Below are 15852 nucleotides of genomic sequence, written 5' to 3'. Positions count from 1 at the left end.
GGTTGTGAATCTTAGCTTGGTGGGTGCATTTCAATCGCCGAGATCACATAATGACCAGTCAAATGGGCGGCATTGCATGATAAAGCTCTTATTTTGACAAAATGTAATCCGAAATGGTTACAGGTGATCTAAATCAAGTTTTTTCGAGCTGTGAAAGAATATAATCAGTTTTGAAAGCAATTTACTAAGTATGTGTGTTATCGAATGGAATGAGCCGGATGCTCAATGATAACCCCCAAGGACGTAAGACGTATCCTTACTAAAAAGTTTTCAATATTAAGTTAGGAGTTAACTATGGCTGTTACTAATGTAGCTGAACTAGATGCAATGGTTGCACGCGTAAAAGCGGCTCAGAAAGAGTTTGCGACTTACTCTCAGGAGCAAGTTGATAAAATCTTCCGTGCTGCATCACTTGCGGCAAACAATGCACGTATTCCTCTAGCTCAACAAGCTGTTGCAGAATCAGGTATGGGTATTGTTGAAGATAAGGTTATCAAAAACCACTTCGCTTCAGAATTTATCTACAACAAATACAAAGACGAAAAAACATGCGGTATCTTGGAAGAGAACGAAGAGTTCGGCACCATGACCATCGCAGAACCAGTAGGTATTATTTGCGGTATCGTACCGACAACTAACCCAACATCTACTGCCATCTTCAAATCTCTTATCTCTCTTAAAACACGTAACGCGATCATCTTCTCGCCACACCCACGTGCTAAAAACTCAACCAACGATGCAGCAAAATTGGTACTAGAAGCGGCTGTTGCTGCTGGCGCACCAAAAGACATCATTGGCTGGATTGACCAACCATCTGTTGAGCTTTCAAATGCACTGATGAAGCACGATGACATTAACCTAATCCTTGCGACTGGTGGTCCAGGTATGGTTAAAGCAGCTTACTCTTCAGGTAAACCAGCTATCGGTGTTGGTGCAGGTAACGTGCCTGTTGTTATCGATGAAACGGCTGACATTAAGCGTGCAGTTGCTTCTGTACTAATGTCTAAAACATTCGATAACGGTGTTGTTTGTGCTTCTGAGCAAGCAGTTATCGTTATGGATGAAGTGTACGACGAAGTGAAAGCACGTTTTGCTTCTCACAATGGTTATGTACTGACTAAAGCTGAAGCGGATAAAGTTCGTAAAATCCTGCTTATTAATGGTGCACTTAACGCTGATATCGTTGGTCAGCCAGCAACTAAGATTGCTGAAATGGCAGGTGTTAAAGTACCTTCAGACACAAAGATCCTTATCGGTGAAGGTGTTGAAGTTAAGTATGACGATGAATTCGCTCATGAGAAACTATCTCCAACACTGGGTATGTTCCGTGCGTCTTCTTTCGAGAACGCTGTAGATCAAGCCGTAACAATGGTTGAAATTGGTGGTATCGGTCACACATCTGGCCTGTACACAAACCAAGACGTGAATGCTGATCGTATTAAATATTTTGGCGACAAGCTAAAAACTGCACGTATTCTTGTAAACATCCCAACTACTCACGGTGGTATCGGTGACCTTTACAACTTCAACGTTGCACCGTCTCTGACTCTTGGTTGTGGTTCATGGGGTGGTAACTCTATCTCTGAGAACGTAGGTCCTAAGCACCTTATCAACAAGAAAACAGTAGCGAAGCGAGCTGAAAATATGTTGTGGCATAAACTACCTAAATCAATTTACTTCCGTCGTGGCAGCCTTCCAATCGCACTAAGTGACCTTGAAGGTAAAAAGCGTGCGTTCCTTGTAACTGACCGTTTCCTATTCAACAACGGTTATGCTGATGAAGTTGTATCACTACTGAAAGCACAAGGTATTGAAGTTCAGACATTCTTCGACGTAGAAGCGGATCCAACACTGTCTGTTGTTGAGAAAGGCGCTGAAGCAATGAAGAGCTTCCAGCCTGACGTTATCCTTGCGCTTGGCGGTGGTTCTCCGATGGATGCTGCGAAGATCATGTGGGTAATGTACGAGCACCCAGAAACTCACTTTGAAGAACTAGCAATGCGCTTTATGGATATTCGTAAGCGTATCTACAAGTTCCCTAAAATGGGTCAGAAAGCTGAGCTTGTATGTATCACTACTACATCTGGTACGGGTTCTGAAGTGACACCTTTCGCCGTTGTTACTGATGACAAGACTGGTGCTAAGTATCCACTGGCTGACTATGAACTAACGCCAAACATGGCAATCGTTGATGCTAACTTGGTCATGAATATGCCTAAGTCACTAACAGCATTCGGTGGTTATGATGCCGTTACTCACGCACTAGAAGCTTATGTTTCTGTACTTGCTAACGAATACTCTGATGGCCAGGCACTTCAAGCTCTTAAGATGCTGAAAGAATACCTACCATCAAGCTACAAAAATGGTGCAGCAGACCCAATCGCTCGTGAGAAAGTACACAATGCGGCAACTATCGCGGGTATCGCGTTTGCCAATGCTTTCTTGGGTGTATGTCACTCAATGGCGCACAAGATTGGTGCTGAGTTCCACATTCCACATGGTTTGGCGAACGCACTATTGATTTCTAACGTTGTACGTTATAACGCGAACGATAACCCAACTAAGCAAACAGCATTCTCTCAGTACGCTAGCCCTCAAGCTCGCCGTCGTTATGCTGAAGTGGCTGATCACTTGGGTCTGTCCCATGCGGGTGACCGTACTGCTCAGAAGATTGAACGTCTACTGACTTGGTTAGAAGAGCTGAAGATTGAGCTAGATATCCCAACCTCTATCCAAGGTGCTGGTGTTAATGAAGCTGATTTCTTCGCGAAAATTGATACATTGTCAGTTGAAGCGTTTGATGACCAGTGTACTGGTGCGAACCCTCGTTACCCATTGATTAGCGAACTGAAAGAAGTACTAACAGCTGCTTACTACGGCACACCGTATGTTGAAGGTGAAACGTTTGAAGGCACCACTGTTATTAAGAAATCTGAGCAGTTAGCTGACAAACCAGCTAAAGCTAAGAAAGAGAAAGCAGAAGCTTAATCATTGTTTTAGCTAGCGCATAAAGATAAATATTTAGCCCGCCATTTTGGCGGGCTTTTTTATGTCTGGTGAAAATAGGTGCGAGTCTTAAGGGATGGGTTTTGAGGAAGAGCGTGTTAGAGCAGGGACGAGTTAGAAGGGATTAATTTTGAAAAAAGTGGTGAAAGGAAATACGAAAAAAAGCAACGGTTGAGTGGAACGCGTTGATTCTCTGCGGTGAGCATGTGTGACACCACAGAGGATCATTGGATTAGCTGACTTCGGCTTCGATCATCCTGCCATTGAAATAATCATTTGCCACAATGTATTCCGCACTACGGATCACTTCATACTGGAGTGGGAAACTGAGTAATGGGGAGCTATCTGATGGGTTATCGATATTTTCAATGATCAAAGGTACCACGCCACCTACCCGAATATTAAATTCAGCCAGTTCTTTTGCCCAGCTTTGGGTCAGTCCAGAGACGACGGCTTTTGATTCGGAGTTGATCGATTGTTGCTCGTTCCCTCCATTAATGGCGAGGTTAATGATCACCCCTTTACTGCGTTGATCCCGCATGTAGTGTGCAGTCTGTTTGCCGAAGATAAAAAAGGGTGTGACGGCGTCGGTCATAGTACGGCGAAACTGATCAACAGAGGTTGGGCTCAATAGAGAAGGTAGCGCTGAGCCAACCCAGCAGTTGAGTAGAACATCAATTCTACCGTAATGATGATGGACGCTGTTGATCATCGCTGCAATCGAGGCTTCATCGTGACATGGGATCAGATAAGACTGGCAGGGAGAGCCGGTGGTTTTACAAGCGAGTAATGTCTGTTCTAGTGCTTGTTTACGCACATCAATTAGCGCTAATTTAGCTCCAAGAGAGGCAAAATGGAGAGCAATTGCTTTACCTAGCGGGCTGCCAGCAGCAGTAATGAGTATGACTGAGTGCGCTATGTCCATGGCTTTTCCTATTGCTTGCTTGAGTATCGACGAATCAGTTGACACTCCCACTTGTTACAAATTATTAACCTGACATTACGAGGTAATCTAAAGGGGAACTGTGAAAAAGCGCCCAATCCCAAGATGTCTATTGTTAAATGTTAGTGAACTGTGAAGACTGTGCGAATTTACAGAGCCAAAGCTATGAAGGGAGTCACGAAACAGGGAAATTCCACAAGGGAATACTCAAGGGGGGTTAATGGCGGTTAATTTTCGTTGGTTATTACGACGCGCAATACATCTCCGAAAAACGCTTGGCTTGCAGGAGTGATAAGTAGAGATCTTGTGGTGAAGCTTGAATTTTAACCTCTTCTTTTGGCGGCAACATACGTCGTTCATGGCCAGACAAGTTGTGGTATAGCTCTTCTGGCATGCCTTTGGTGCCGAGTGGCGGATAAGTCAGTGCTGTTGGTTTGAGCTCATTGAGTAAACGTACATCATTTAAGCCACTATCATGAAATGCGCGGGCTTGCCGAGCGCCATTTTCATAGCATGATTCGGTGCTGCTTAGCGGGGCGGGATCTTGCAACTCAAAATAGGCACGCAGTTCAGTCTCTGTTTTACCCCGTTTAGGCAAGGCGTCAACAGGGGTGGTTTCAAGCTGATCCGGTGACAACATAGCAAGCATTAACGCAAAGTCAGCACGACGTCCACCTTCAACCGCATGGTTGAGGTGGCTGCCTAGCTGTACTTCGTGAATTAGTTGCGCTTTGTCTAAAGTATGGATCTGCATGTCAGGCCGTATATCAATAAAAAAGGGCGATATCATCGCTGCTATTTTTTATATCGGGCCGTTAGGTATTTTCTTTAGGTAAATCATGATTTTTTTGTGAGCTGTTCTATCGCAATGCGGATCCGACGTAGCGCTTCATCCAAGATTTCCGTTCGACAAGCAAAATTCAGCCTGACAAAGTTGGGGTTGCCAAAATCTGCGCCGGGTGACATACCGACCCCCGCTTGTTCGAAAAAGGCAAAAGGGGATGTAACAGGAAGATCCGTCGCATCAATCCATGCTAGATAAGTCCCTTCAATGGGATACAGCGTCAGGTAGGGCAGCGCATTAATCGCTTGCTCAAGTTTTTGTTTATGGCCCCGCAGAAAGTGCAATTGCTGATCCAGCCAAGGTTGACCGTCAGCATAAGCGGCTTCTGCTGCGGTATAAGCTAAGACATTAATGTCAGGGACAATACCAGTACGCGTTCGAATAAATTCACGGCGCAGGGTGGGGTTGGGGATGATAGCCATTGATGCGCCTAACCCAGCGATATTGAAGCTTTTACTGGGGGCAAGCAAGGTAACTGAACGCTGGGCAGCATGGGTATTCAAACTGGCAAATGGAATGTGATAGCAGTGTGGTTCGAGGATCAAATCGCAATGGATTTCATCGGAACACACCAGCAAGTCATGCTTTTCGGCGAAGGCAAGAACGGCTTCCAATTCCTCACGACGGTAAACGGTTCCTCCTGGGTTGAGCGGGTTGCAGAATAACAGTAATCGACTGTCGGTGGGAACAACCGTGTCGTCTAGGCTCATCAGCCAGCGTTGTTGTTCAAGGTTTACGGTAAGGGTTGTCAGCTTGCGATCTGCCAACTTAGCGGATGATTTGAACGGCGGGTAGATTGGACTTGGGCACAGTACGCTTTGTTGCGGTGAGGTGAATGCGCGCACCGCGAGGTTAAGTCCGCAGACTAAGCCCGGTAGATAGACAATCCACTCGGGTTCAATGTGCCAGTTGTATAGGCGGGCCATGCGATCAACCAATAGATGAGTCAGCGCTTGTGGCGCACTGCCATAGCCAAATACACCATGGTCGACATGCTGATGCAATGCGGCAGTAATGGCATCAGGGACTTTAAAGTCACTGTCAGCAACCCACATTGGCAAGATATCTGTATCCCTATATTTTATCCATTTAGTACTATTACTTTGGGTACGATCTATGGGTTGGTCGAACAGTGGATTTGAAGCCATGATTGTCATCCTTGGTGAGTGGCTGAAAGCACGATGTTTATTATTGCCATAAACAGACGCAAGAAAAAAGCCCTGACCAAAGGTCAGGGCTTAAATACCATCCATAAGCGGTGCAGCTTGTAAGCATTACCGGCAAGGCATTTTAGAACAGAGGCTTACTACCAAATTGATCCGCCGCGTAGGCCACACGCTCTTCAGGCGTTGGCTGCTGTGCAGAAACACCGAGATTTTCGATATGGTGCAAACGTGGCAGCAATCCACAGCCATTGGCTATTTGGATCGCTAAACCCGGACGTGCATTCAATTCAAGCACCATTGGCCCTTTGGTTTTGTCGAGTACCATGTCGGTGCCGATATAGCCCAGCCCAGTCATTTCCCATGCGCCAGCTGCCAGTGTGAGTAGCTTATGCCAGTTCGGCACGCATAGTTCACTGAGCAGACGGTCAGTATCAGGGTGGCGCTCAATAGGTTGATTGAACTGTACCGCACGAACTGCTTTACCTGTTGCGATATCAAGACCTACACCCACTGCGCCTTGGTGAAGGTTGGCTTTGCCATCTGAGGCCGCGGTAGAGCAGCGCATCATCGCCATCACGGGATAGCCTTTAAAGACAATCACTCGGACATCTGGCACGCCTTCATAGCTGAAGCCATCAAACACATTGTCGAATTGGATTAAGTTCTCAACCATGGCCACATCGTTCTTTCCCCCGAGCGAGAACAGTCCCGCGAGGGTATTAGTGATGTGGCGTTCGACATCTTGCTTGTTGATTTCAGCCCCTGATGGTTTAACGTAAATCCCGTCCTTGTGGCGGATGATCACCAATATACCTTTGCCACCTGATCCTTGTGCTGGTTTGATAACAAACCCTGGCCACTTTTCAACCATGGCATGGATTGTCTTCACATCCACCTGACTACCAATGACCCCAATCAGTTCAGGTACGGTTGCGCCAGCTTGTTGAGCGATTAGCTTGGTTTTGAGCTTGTCATCCACTAAAGGGTACAAACTACGATTGTTATAACGGCCAATATAACTGTGATTTCGCTTGTTCATCCCCATAATGCCGCGCTCACGCAGCTTGAAGGGGGACGTAAACTTTGACAGGAAAGACATGGGCTTAGTCCTCCGTCAATGGCTTAAAGCGACGCAGCTCACTTAGACGGTAGCCCGTGTAGTTACCCAGCATGAGGATCAGCGCCAAAATGATTAACTGAATACCAATAAAGTTAAAGGTTAGGTGACGCACCATTGGGTTAGTCATCGCGAGGTAAACCAAGATCGCGGTAAGCAGAGAACCGCCGCCCTGGATCAATACTTCTTTCGCGCCTTCTTCTTCCCATAGGATAGACATACGTTCAATGGTCCAAGACAAGATAATCATCGGGAAGAAGGTAATGCTGAGGCCTTCCACCAAACCAATCTTAAAGGCCACAACGGTGAAGATCGAAATAATCATAATGACCGTAATAATTACGGCGGATATTCGGGCGACCAGTAATAGATTAAGCTTTGACAGGTAGCTGCGGATAATTAAGCCCGTGCCAACAATTAGCAGGAAGCCAATGACCCCGGTGACCAGTTGTGTTTGGACAAAGGCGACGGCGATCAGTACCGGCATGAAGGTACCAGAGGTTTTGAGGCCGACAATGATCCTTAGGAAAACCACCACCAGTGCACCAATTGGTACCAGCATGATGGTTTTAAACATAGCTTGTTCTTCAATCGGCAAGCTATGGATGGAAAAGTTCAGCAGATCTTCTGCTTGTACTTTCTCGCGGGTCGCCTGCTGTGGGGTGATGTCCTGAGCTATGATAGAGAAGCTGATATTGGAATTGCGACCACCAATCACATCAAGCAGTGAATGGCCTTGCTGGTTCCAAAGTAAAATATTATCCGGCTTGCCTTCCTGACCTGTTTTCAGGTTGAATAATTCCCAGAGTTTCCCGTTCCATACTTCAAGCATAGGGGTAATGCTTTGGCGTCGGCGTCCATCTTCGAGCTGAAGCCCCCCGACGATACGGGCATGGATTTTTTCCAGAGACAACAAATTGATGATAGCTTGTTCGCGACTCAAGCTGTTGAGTAGCAGCGCAGCATTCTGGTTATTATTGTCATTAAACTGCTTGATAAGCTCACGTGTCAGAGTGATGTTGTCAGAAGAGAGACTGCGGGCTTGCTCAAGCAGGGCATTAGCTGCGGTTTGCTGAGGATTATCGAGGCTAACAGCGACCGTATCACCTTTTGGGGGGATTTCTTTAAAGCGTGCTTGAGCGTCAACCAGCATTTGGGTCTTATAGTATAAAATCTGCTTGCCAGTGGCTTTGCGGATAGACCATTCTGCGCGACGCCCTTTGTCGGTATCGATCAATGCGACACCGTAACCTGGTGATGAGGTGCTTTCATCAATCAGGGTGAAGCCCGGTTGGGTTTCTGGAGCGGCCATTGATACCTTGACGGGTTCGCCAATGGCATCAAATTCAATGCGGGCTTCTAGCTCCCAGAGTGTACGCTCTACACCGGGTGTCCATGGCACGCCATAGACATCGTGCCGATACAGACTGAGTGCCGTCCCTGCGATGATCAGCAGGGTAATAAGAAAATAAAATGGAATTCGTGATGTCATGACATCCTCAACATATTGTTATTTGTTTTTCTGCACTTGCTGTTCATTTACACCCTGGACGAATTTTTTACCGACATCAACAAGTGCTATGTCTTTGAAAAATTCACGGCCTAATAATACTGGATAGGTCATTTGGGTTCGATCTGCCAAGGTAAACTGGGTTTTTTCATGGAGCTGACCAAGTTTTACCCACGCTTCAATAACAGGCCGGCGAGTTGGAACATCGGTACTGACTTGGCGAATTTTTACCCAACGCACAACTGGAGCTTCAATAATAGCAGCATCTGCCGGGGTTTCGCCTGAGGTATGGCTGAGATGAAAGCGAGCCCACTCCTTGCCTTCGCGTTCGAAAACTTGAATATCGGTAGCACTCAGTGACGATGTGGTTGCCCCGGTATCCACACGAGCTTTAAAACTGGACTTCACAGCATCCAACCAGATCCATTCTTCTTCGCCGAGAATAACCTTGCCATGCGCTACTCGAGGGTCGCTATCGGCTTGAGCGGGGATAGGTGGCATCTGTTCTTCTTTGGCTTGTGAGTATGCCAATGCTGAATAAGCATTGTTTTGAGCCATTTCCTCTGATAGCGAAGCCAGTCCTTTTTCGAGTTTCGCTATCGAGACGTTTTGATCATCGATCTGCTTGATCATGGTGGCCAGCTGAAAATTGACACGATCTTCCATCGTATTAATGGCCAGCATGGTTTTTGAATGCTCTGGCTGAGATTGCAACATGGTACAGCCAGACAGAATGGCAAGGGTAAGTAGTGGTACACCGCGGCGAAGCATTATATCTCCCAAAAGTACGTTTTTTTCTTAGGCAGCAATATTTTACCGTACAAAAAGGGATGCGAACAGCATCCCTTGTCAGTACTTAGTCAGGATTTCGTGCAATCAGCACCGCACGTTTCGGTGCTGGGTAACCTTCGACTGTTTTAGACGGGTCTGTCGGGTCAAGGTACTCAGGTAGTGAATTATTGGTCATCCAGTCAGTAGAGCGCTGCTCATCGATGCTGGTGACACATTCATCGACAATACGGACATCAACCAAGCCACATTTTTCCATCCACACTTTGAGCGCTTTAGCGGATGGGAAGAAGTAAACATTGTGCATTTGAGCATAACGATGTGTGGGTACTAGTACCGCATTTTCATCACCGTCTATGACCAAGGTTTCGAGGATCAGCTCACCATCTTTACGTAATTGATTCTTAAGTTGGATGATGTGATCAAGCGGTGAGCGGCGATGGTACAGTACACCCATACTGAACACGGTATCAAAGGCTTTCAGTTCCGGTAACTGCTCAATTCCAAGCGGCAGTAGGAAGGCGCGTTCATCCTGTCCCATCAGGCGTTTGATGGCTTCAAACTGGATCAGGAATAGGTTAGATGGGTCGATACCCACGGTTAGCTTGGCTCCTTCACCCAGCATTCGCCACATGTGGTAACCATTACCACAGCCCACATCCAAGACGGAACGGCCTTTCAGCGGAGAAATGTGCGGCAGTACGCGATCCCATTTCCAGTCTGAACGCCACTCAGTATCAATATGGATACCGTGCATGTTATACGGGCCCTTACGCCATGGGTGCAATAAGCGCAATAAGCTCTCCAGACGTTTTTGCTCGCCATCGGCAATAGGGGGGGTGTTGCACACGCTGACATCGTTCTTGATATCAATTACATCAGGCTTGTCAGTCGGGAACTTGTTCAGGGCACGCATCCAACGAGCCATATCGCCGTGTGCGTCAGATTCCCAGTCACTCAATTGTTGAGGTAGGGTATTTAGCCATGGACGAAGGGTATCGTGCTGGGCGATGAGCTTATAAAACTCAGAAAAACTAAACATAGACAACGAATAACCTTATTTGATCGCAAACATCGAGCCGAAGTTAAAACACTGGAACCAGACTTCTGAACTACTAAAACCAATAGATTGGAAACGCTGTTTATGGGTGTCGATGCTGTCTGGACGCATGACATTTTCAATAGCACTGCGTTTTTGGCTGATTTCCAGCTCGCTATAACCGTTGGCGCGTTTGAAGTCGTGGTGAAGATCGATAAGCAGCTCATGAGCTCGCTCATCATCAAAAATATATTTTTCTGACAGGATCAGTATTCCGCCAGGGCGAAGACCTGCATAGATTTTTTTCAGCAGTTTCTGGCGGTCTTCCGGCGCGAGAAATTGCAGGGTGAAGTTCAGTACCACCACAGAGGCATCTTCAATGTCGATATGACGAATATCAGCCTCAATGACCTGCACTGGCGTGTCTGAGCGGTAAGCGTCAATATGCAAGCGGCATCGCTCCACCATTGCACTGGAATTATCGACCGCGATAATTTCACAACCTTCCTGATTGATATGACGTCGCATCGACAGGGTCGCTGCGCCTAGAGAGCAACCAAGATCGTAGACTTTAGAGTGCGGCTTGGCAAAACGCTCGGCTAGCATGCCAATGGCGGAGATGATGTTGCTATAACCCGGCACAGAGCGCTGGATCATGTCCGGGAACACTTCAGCCACACGCGCGTCAAAGGTGAAATCACCCAACTTTTCGATAGGCGCTGCAAAAATATTGTCGTGACCTGCCATTCTCACGAACCTCACAAATAGATAAAGAACTGGGATCCAACTACAGGTATGAAAGCTCATGTTACGCGTACAGTTGGTACGAACTTATACGGTAAACCAGGCTTCATACCGGGTGTTCCATCACCGCGGAAAGGTCGCGTATTGTAGTGAAAATGCGGCCATTTGTCTTTAATGATTTTGTCGGCGTTGCGCATGAATGCTTATAGTATTAAAGCAATTCGAATTGTGGACTTTGTTCAGCGCGTGGCAAGCATACATCGGGTAGCGGATGCTGCTTGATATGTTGCTGTAGCTGTTGGTAAAGCCGAACCGCAAGTTCTGGCGCGAGGTTGTTATCTGGAGTGTGGATAAACAAGTAAGGTTGCTTACCCTCATCGAGCCACTGGGGCAGCTGAGTCAGCCAATTATTAAAAAAAGCATCATTACTTGCCTCGTCAGGATGGCCAATAAATCGGATCATCGGATGGGATGCCGTCGCAATCGCATGTACGGGAACATGGGGTTTGTTACGGTGGGCTTCGATCACTGCTTCGGTTGTTGGCGGCGCAGAGAAGACGGGCCGACTGTCCATGATGATCCGGTTCGCGCCATGTTCAACCAATAGTCGATTGAGCATTTGCTCATCATGACCTTTGGCAAAAAAAGCAGGATGCCGAACCTCAACCCCAACCGGGTAATGCGGTGGTAAGCGGGCGAGAAATTTAGCTAAGGCTGGCAAGGCCATCGGGCTAAACTGGGCGGGTAACTGGATCTTCCATAATCCGATTTTATGTTCCAGTGGTGCCATGGTGGAAAAGAAATTCGCTAGAAGTTGATCGCAGTGCATCAGTTGCTGCTGGTGGGTAATTGCTTGAGGCAATTTAAAGGTGAAGCGGAAATGGTCATCGGTAGCATCATGCCATTTTTGTACCGTACTGATGCTGGGAGTGGCGTAAAAAGTGGTATTGCCCTCAACCGTATGGAATATCTCTGCATATTTGGCGAGTCGTTCCCCGCTTTTGCAGCCGCTGCCGTAGAGACTATCCCGCCAATGGTTGTGCGACCACATTGCAAGGCCGAGTCGAACTGGTGGCTGAGGAGCATGAGAAGGCATGAAGAATTCCTACTGTTGGCGGCATTTTTCCTGATTGTGAAGCGTTTGTTTGCGCTTGGTCAATATTTCTTGCTGATGTAAGTGGATTATTGCTTGATCTTCGCCTGTGGTTTTTCCTACAGTGGACAGTCTTATCCTGAGTAAGCTGAATATGTAAGATTCATCTTGAGCCTACTTGGGTATATAATAGTTCGTTATTTTTGTCTCTCGGCGACGGTAAATACCCTGTTTGTGTGTTATTTAACCAAAGTGGCCGGGAAGGATTCAGCCTGTGCGTGGTACGGGGCCATATGCTCCCCATGGACTCAGGAAAGTTAGTAAATAGATCGGGAATTTCATATGCGCACCCAATATTGTGGTCACCTGAACAAGTCCCTAGCAGGGCAAACAGTAGAGTTATGCGGCTGGGTTAATCGTCGCCGTGATTTAGGCGGTCTTATCTTTATCGATATGCGAGATCGTGAAGGTATTGTTCAGGTAGTTGTCGATCCGGATATGAAAGATGTATTCGAAGTCGCCAATCAACTGCGCAACGAATTCTGTATCCGTTTGGTCGGTGAAGTGCGTGAGCGTCCAGAGACCCAAATCAACAAAGACATGGCAACCGGTGAAGTTGAAATCTTGGCGACAGGCCTGGAAATTATCAACCGTTCTGACGTACTACCACTAGACTTCAACCAGAAGAACTCGGAAGAGCAGCGTCTTAAGTATCGTTACCTTGACCTACGTCGTCCAGAAATGAGCGATCGTATTAAGCTGCGTGCAAAAGCGTCAAGTTTTGTACGTCGTTTCCTTGATGATAACGCGTTCCTAGACATCGAAACACCAGTACTGACCAAAGCGACACCAGAAGGCGCTCGTGACTACTTGGTACCAAGCCGTGTTCACAAAGGCAGCTTCTACGCATTACCACAGTCACCACAGTTGTTCAAGCAGCTACTGATGATGTCTGGTTTTGACCGTTACTACCAGATCGTAAAATGCTTCCGTGACGAAGATCTACGTGCTGACCGTCAGCCTGAATTTACCCAGATCGATATCGAAACGTCATTCATGTCTGCTGAGCAGGTCCGTGAAGTGACTGAGCGTATGATCACCGAAATGTGGAAAGAGCTACTTAACGTCGATCTGGGTACGTTCCCAATCATGTCATTTGAAGAAGCGGCGCGCCGTTTCGGCTCTGACAAGCCAGACTTACGTAACCCACTTGAATTGGTTGATGTGGCTGACATCCTAAAAGACGTGGATTTCAAAGTGTTCTCGGGTCCAGCGAACGACGAAAAAGGCCGCGTAGCAGTAATTCGCGTACCAGGCGGTGCGGCATTGTCACGTAAGCAAATTGACGAGTACACCAACTTCGTGGGCATCTACGGCGCAAAAGGCCTAGCATGGATGAAAGTGAACGATCGTGCTGCGGGTTTTGGAGGTGTACAGTCTCCAGTGGCTAAGTTCCTCAATGAAGACGTTGTAGCTCAGCTACTTGAGCGTACTCAAGCAGAAACGGGCGATATTATCCTATTCGGTGCTGACAGCAAGCGTGTTGTAACTGAAGCGATGGGTGCACTTCGTCTTAAACTGGGTGAAGATCTAGAGTTGACTGACAAGTCTGCATGGAAACCACTATGGGTTATCGACTTCCCAATGTTTGAAGAAGACGGTGAAGGTAACCTAAGCGCAATGCACCACCCGTTCACATCGCCTCTTGGCCTAACGCCAGAAGAGCTTGTTGCGAACCCTGCATCTGCTAACTCAAACGCTTACGACATGGTAATCAATGGCTATGAAGTGGGTGGTGGTTCTGTTCGTATTCACAATGCAGAGATGCAGTCAGCGGTATTCAATATCTTGGGTATTGAGGCTGATGAGCAGAGACTGAAGTTTGGTTTCCTATTGGACGCACTAAAGTTCGGTACACCACCACATGCTGGTCTTGCATTCGGTCTCGATCGCCTAGTGATGCTACTGTGTGGCACAGACAACATCCGTGACGTTATCGCCTTCCCGAAAACAACAGCAGCAGCGTGTCTGATGACCAACGCACCAAGTGTGGCTAACCCTGCCGCTCTTGAAGAATTGTCAATTGCTGTAGCGATTGCAAAAAAAGATAAAGACGCAGAATAAGCCCCTTATTCTGTTTACTGGCTGGCCCAAGGTACCATTGCGTACTGGCAGGCTGGCCAGCTTTTCATTTGTGAAACATTTGCCGATTCAGGCTAATACCCCGCCTCATTGTTATTTTTGTTATGCCTTTTCCCCGATGAATTGTATGTTTGAATAATAATGCAGATGGGTATCAACTAACCGGAGTATGTCATGGCAGGCCATAGTAAATTCGCTAATATTAAGCACCGTAAAGCGGCACAGGATGCAAAGCGCGGAAAAATTTTCACTAAATTGATCCGTGAAATTGTTGTTGCTGCAAAAGAAGGCGGTGCAGAAGTAGAGAATAACCCACGGCTACGCGCTGCGGTTGATAAAGCACTCTCGAATAACATGACCCGCGACACCATTAATCGTGCAGTTAGTCGCGGTGCTGGTGGTGACGGTGATGACGGTGTAGAAACTGTCATCTATGAAGGTTACGGTCCTGCGGGCACGGCTGTGATGGTGGAATGCATGACAGACAATCGTAACCGTACCGTTTCTGGTGTACGTCATGCGTTTTCAAAAGCGGGTGGCAACTTAGGGACAGACGGCAGTGTAAGCTACTTGTTCGACAAGAAAGGGGTTATTTCTTATGCCCCTGGTTTGGATGAAGATACAGTGATGGAAGCCGCGTTAGAAGGTGGCGCAGATGATGTTGAAATCAATGATGATGGCTCCATTGATGTGTATACCACCCCTGCTGAATTTGGCGCGGTAAAAGATGCACTGGATGCCGCAGGTTTCGATGCTGAAAATGCTGAAGTGACCTTGGTGCCGTCAACCAAAGCTGACTTGGATCTGGATACTGCACCGAAGTTATTGCGCTTGATTGATGCGTTGGAAGATCTGGATGATGTACAAGAAGTTTACCATAACGGTGACATCACTGATGAAGTAGCAGAACAGCTGTAATCTATGTCTATTATTTTAGGGATTGACCCAGGTTCACGGATCACTGGTTATGGCGTGATCCGCCAGGTTGGCCGCCACCTTGAATATTTGGGGAGCGGTTGTATTCGTACCAGCGAAGCGGGTATTCCTGGACGCCTAAAACAAATTTATGCGGGTGTCTCTGAAGTGATCACCCAGTTTCAGCCGAATGTGTTTGCCATTGAAGAGGTCTTCATGGGGAAGAATGCCAGTTCGGCGATTAAACTGGGGCAAGCACGTGGTAGTGCCATTGTCGCGGCGGTAAATGCTGATTTGCCCGTGCATGAGTACGCGGCCCGTTTAATTAAACAGGCTGTTGTGGGTAACGGTGGGGCAGATAAAGCCCAAGTACAGCATATGGTATGCTCAGTACTTAAATTACCGGGGAAACCTCAGGCCGATGCGGCCGACGCCTTGGCCATTGCGATTTGTCATGCTCATACTCATAAAACCTTGATCGCGATGGCGGGTAAGGCGAGCGGAGCTCGACGAGGACGCTATCGATAACCTCTTCTAATACAAG

At 47.2% G+C, this 15852-nt stretch carries 13 protein-coding genes; 4 read left to right on the top strand and 9 right to left on the bottom strand.

Annotation, left to right across the window (positions count from 1 at the left end; all coding sequences use genetic code 11):
- Positions 1–294: 294 nt before the first annotated feature.
- Positions 295–2988, top strand: a complete 2694-nt coding sequence (gene adhE / locus L4D12_RS05320; protein WP_428446787.1) for a bifunctional acetaldehyde-CoA/alcohol dehydrogenase — start codon at positions 295–297, stop codon at positions 2986–2988.
- Positions 2989–3238: 250 nt separating this feature from the next.
- Here adhE and L4D12_RS05315 read toward each other — a convergent pair whose 3' ends face one another.
- From L4D12_RS05315 to L4D12_RS05275, 9 genes are all read right to left on the bottom strand, one after another.
- Entirely contained in the window at positions 3239–3931 is a 693-nt protein-coding gene (locus tag L4D12_RS05315) for an SDR family oxidoreductase (RefSeq protein WP_428446786.1), read from the bottom strand.
- Positions 3932–4193: 262 nt separating this feature from the next.
- Entirely contained in the window at positions 4194–4703 is a 510-nt protein-coding gene (locus L4D12_RS05310) for a VC2046/SO_2500 family protein (RefSeq protein WP_428446785.1), read from the bottom strand.
- An 83-nt stretch (positions 4704–4786) separates the two neighbouring features.
- Positions 4787–5941, bottom strand: coding sequence for a MalY/PatB family protein (locus L4D12_RS05305; RefSeq protein WP_428446784.1), 1155 nt, complete (start codon positions 5939–5941; stop codon positions 4787–4789).
- Between the two features lie 142 nt (positions 5942–6083).
- On the bottom strand, positions 6084–7058 hold the full coding sequence (locus L4D12_RS05300) for an alpha-L-glutamate ligase-like protein (RefSeq protein WP_428446783.1): 975 nt from the start codon (positions 7056–7058) through the stop codon (positions 6084–6086).
- Positions 7059–7062: 4 nt separating this feature from the next.
- A complete protein-coding gene (locus L4D12_RS05295; protein ID WP_428446782.1) occupies positions 7063–8568 on the bottom strand; it encodes an inactive transglutaminase family protein in 1506 nt (501 codons plus the stop codon).
- A gap of 18 nt (positions 8569–8586) precedes the next feature.
- A complete protein-coding gene (locus L4D12_RS05290; RefSeq protein ID WP_428446781.1) occupies positions 8587–9357 on the bottom strand; it encodes an ATP-dependent zinc protease family protein in 771 nt (256 codons plus the stop codon).
- A gap of 85 nt (positions 9358–9442) precedes the next feature.
- Positions 9443–10417, bottom strand: coding sequence for a tRNA 5-methoxyuridine(34)/uridine 5-oxyacetic acid(34) synthase CmoB (gene cmoB, locus L4D12_RS05285; RefSeq protein WP_428446780.1), 975 nt, complete (start codon positions 10415–10417; stop codon positions 9443–9445).
- Between the two features lie 15 nt (positions 10418–10432).
- Positions 10433–11161 carry a carboxy-S-adenosyl-L-methionine synthase CmoA gene (gene cmoA / locus L4D12_RS05280; RefSeq protein WP_428446779.1) on the bottom strand — a complete coding sequence of 243 codons (729 nt, stop codon included), beginning with the start codon at positions 11159–11161 and terminating at the stop codon, positions 10433–10435.
- A 208-nt stretch (positions 11162–11369) separates the two neighbouring features.
- The gene (locus tag L4D12_RS05275; protein ID WP_428446778.1) at positions 11370–12254 is read right to left on the bottom strand and encodes a DUF72 domain-containing protein; all 885 of its coding nucleotides are present in this window, start codon (positions 12252–12254) and stop codon (positions 11370–11372) included.
- 339 nt (positions 12255–12593) lie between these two features.
- Here L4D12_RS05275 and aspS point away from each other — a divergent pair, with 339 nt between their 5' ends.
- The 3 genes from aspS (at position 12594) to ruvC (ending at position 15836) form a co-directional block, all read left to right on the top strand.
- Entirely contained in the window at positions 12594–14375 is a 1782-nt protein-coding gene (gene aspS, locus L4D12_RS05270; protein ID WP_428446777.1) for an aspartate--tRNA ligase, read from the top strand.
- Positions 14376–14567: 192 nt separating this feature from the next.
- Positions 14568–15311, top strand: a complete 744-nt coding sequence (locus L4D12_RS05265) for a YebC/PmpR family DNA-binding transcriptional regulator (protein ID WP_428446776.1) — start codon at positions 14568–14570, stop codon at positions 15309–15311.
- A gap of 3 nt (positions 15312–15314) precedes the next feature.
- The gene (ruvC, locus tag L4D12_RS05260; RefSeq protein WP_428446775.1) at positions 15315–15836 is read left to right on the top strand and encodes a crossover junction endodeoxyribonuclease RuvC; all 522 of its coding nucleotides are present in this window, start codon (positions 15315–15317) and stop codon (positions 15834–15836) included.
- Positions 15837–15852: the final 16 nt, after the last annotated feature.

This window comes from Photobacterium nomapromontoriensis, from assembly GCF_050336815.1.
Classification (GTDB): domain Bacteria; phylum Pseudomonadota; class Gammaproteobacteria; order Enterobacterales; family Vibrionaceae; genus Photobacterium; species Photobacterium nomapromontoriensis.
This window is presented reverse-complemented; position numbering and strand designations above follow the sequence as displayed.

Bases quoted from the DNA above. Each gene is read 5' to 3' on its own strand.
- adhE (WP_428446787.1), top strand. From the start codon at position 295: ATGGCTGTTACTAATGTAGCTGAACTAGATGCAATGGTTGCACGCGTA.
- L4D12_RS05315 (WP_428446786.1), bottom strand. From the start codon at position 3,931: ATGGACATAGCGCACTCAGTCATACTCATTACTGCTGCTGGCAGCCCG.
- L4D12_RS05310 (WP_428446785.1), bottom strand. From the start codon at position 4,703: ATGCAGATCCATACTTTAGACAAAGCGCAACTAATTCACGAAGTACAG.
- L4D12_RS05305 (WP_428446784.1), bottom strand. From the start codon at position 5,941: ATGGCTTCAAATCCACTGTTCGACCAACCCATAGATCGTACCCAAAGT.
- L4D12_RS05300 (WP_428446783.1), bottom strand. From the start codon at position 7,058: ATGTCTTTCCTGTCAAAGTTTACGTCCCCCTTCAAGCTGCGTGAGCGC.
- L4D12_RS05295 (WP_428446782.1), bottom strand. From the start codon at position 8,568: ATGACATCACGAATTCCATTTTATTTTCTTATTACCCTGCTGATCATC.
- L4D12_RS05290 (WP_428446781.1), bottom strand. From the start codon at position 9,357: ATGCTTCGCCGCGGTGTACCACTACTTACCCTTGCCATTCTGTCTGGC.
- cmoB (WP_428446780.1), bottom strand. From the start codon at position 10,417: ATGTTTAGTTTTTCTGAGTTTTATAAGCTCATCGCCCAGCACGATACC.
- cmoA (WP_428446779.1), bottom strand. From the start codon at position 11,161: ATGGCAGGTCACGACAATATTTTTGCAGCGCCTATCGAAAAGTTGGGT.
- L4D12_RS05275 (WP_428446778.1), bottom strand. From the start codon at position 12,254: ATGCCTTCTCATGCTCCTCAGCCACCAGTTCGACTCGGCCTTGCAATG.
- aspS (WP_428446777.1), top strand. From the start codon at position 12,594: ATGCGCACCCAATATTGTGGTCACCTGAACAAGTCCCTAGCAGGGCAA.
- L4D12_RS05265 (WP_428446776.1), top strand. From the start codon at position 14,568: ATGGCAGGCCATAGTAAATTCGCTAATATTAAGCACCGTAAAGCGGCA.
- ruvC (WP_428446775.1), top strand. From the start codon at position 15,315: ATGTCTATTATTTTAGGGATTGACCCAGGTTCACGGATCACTGGTTAT.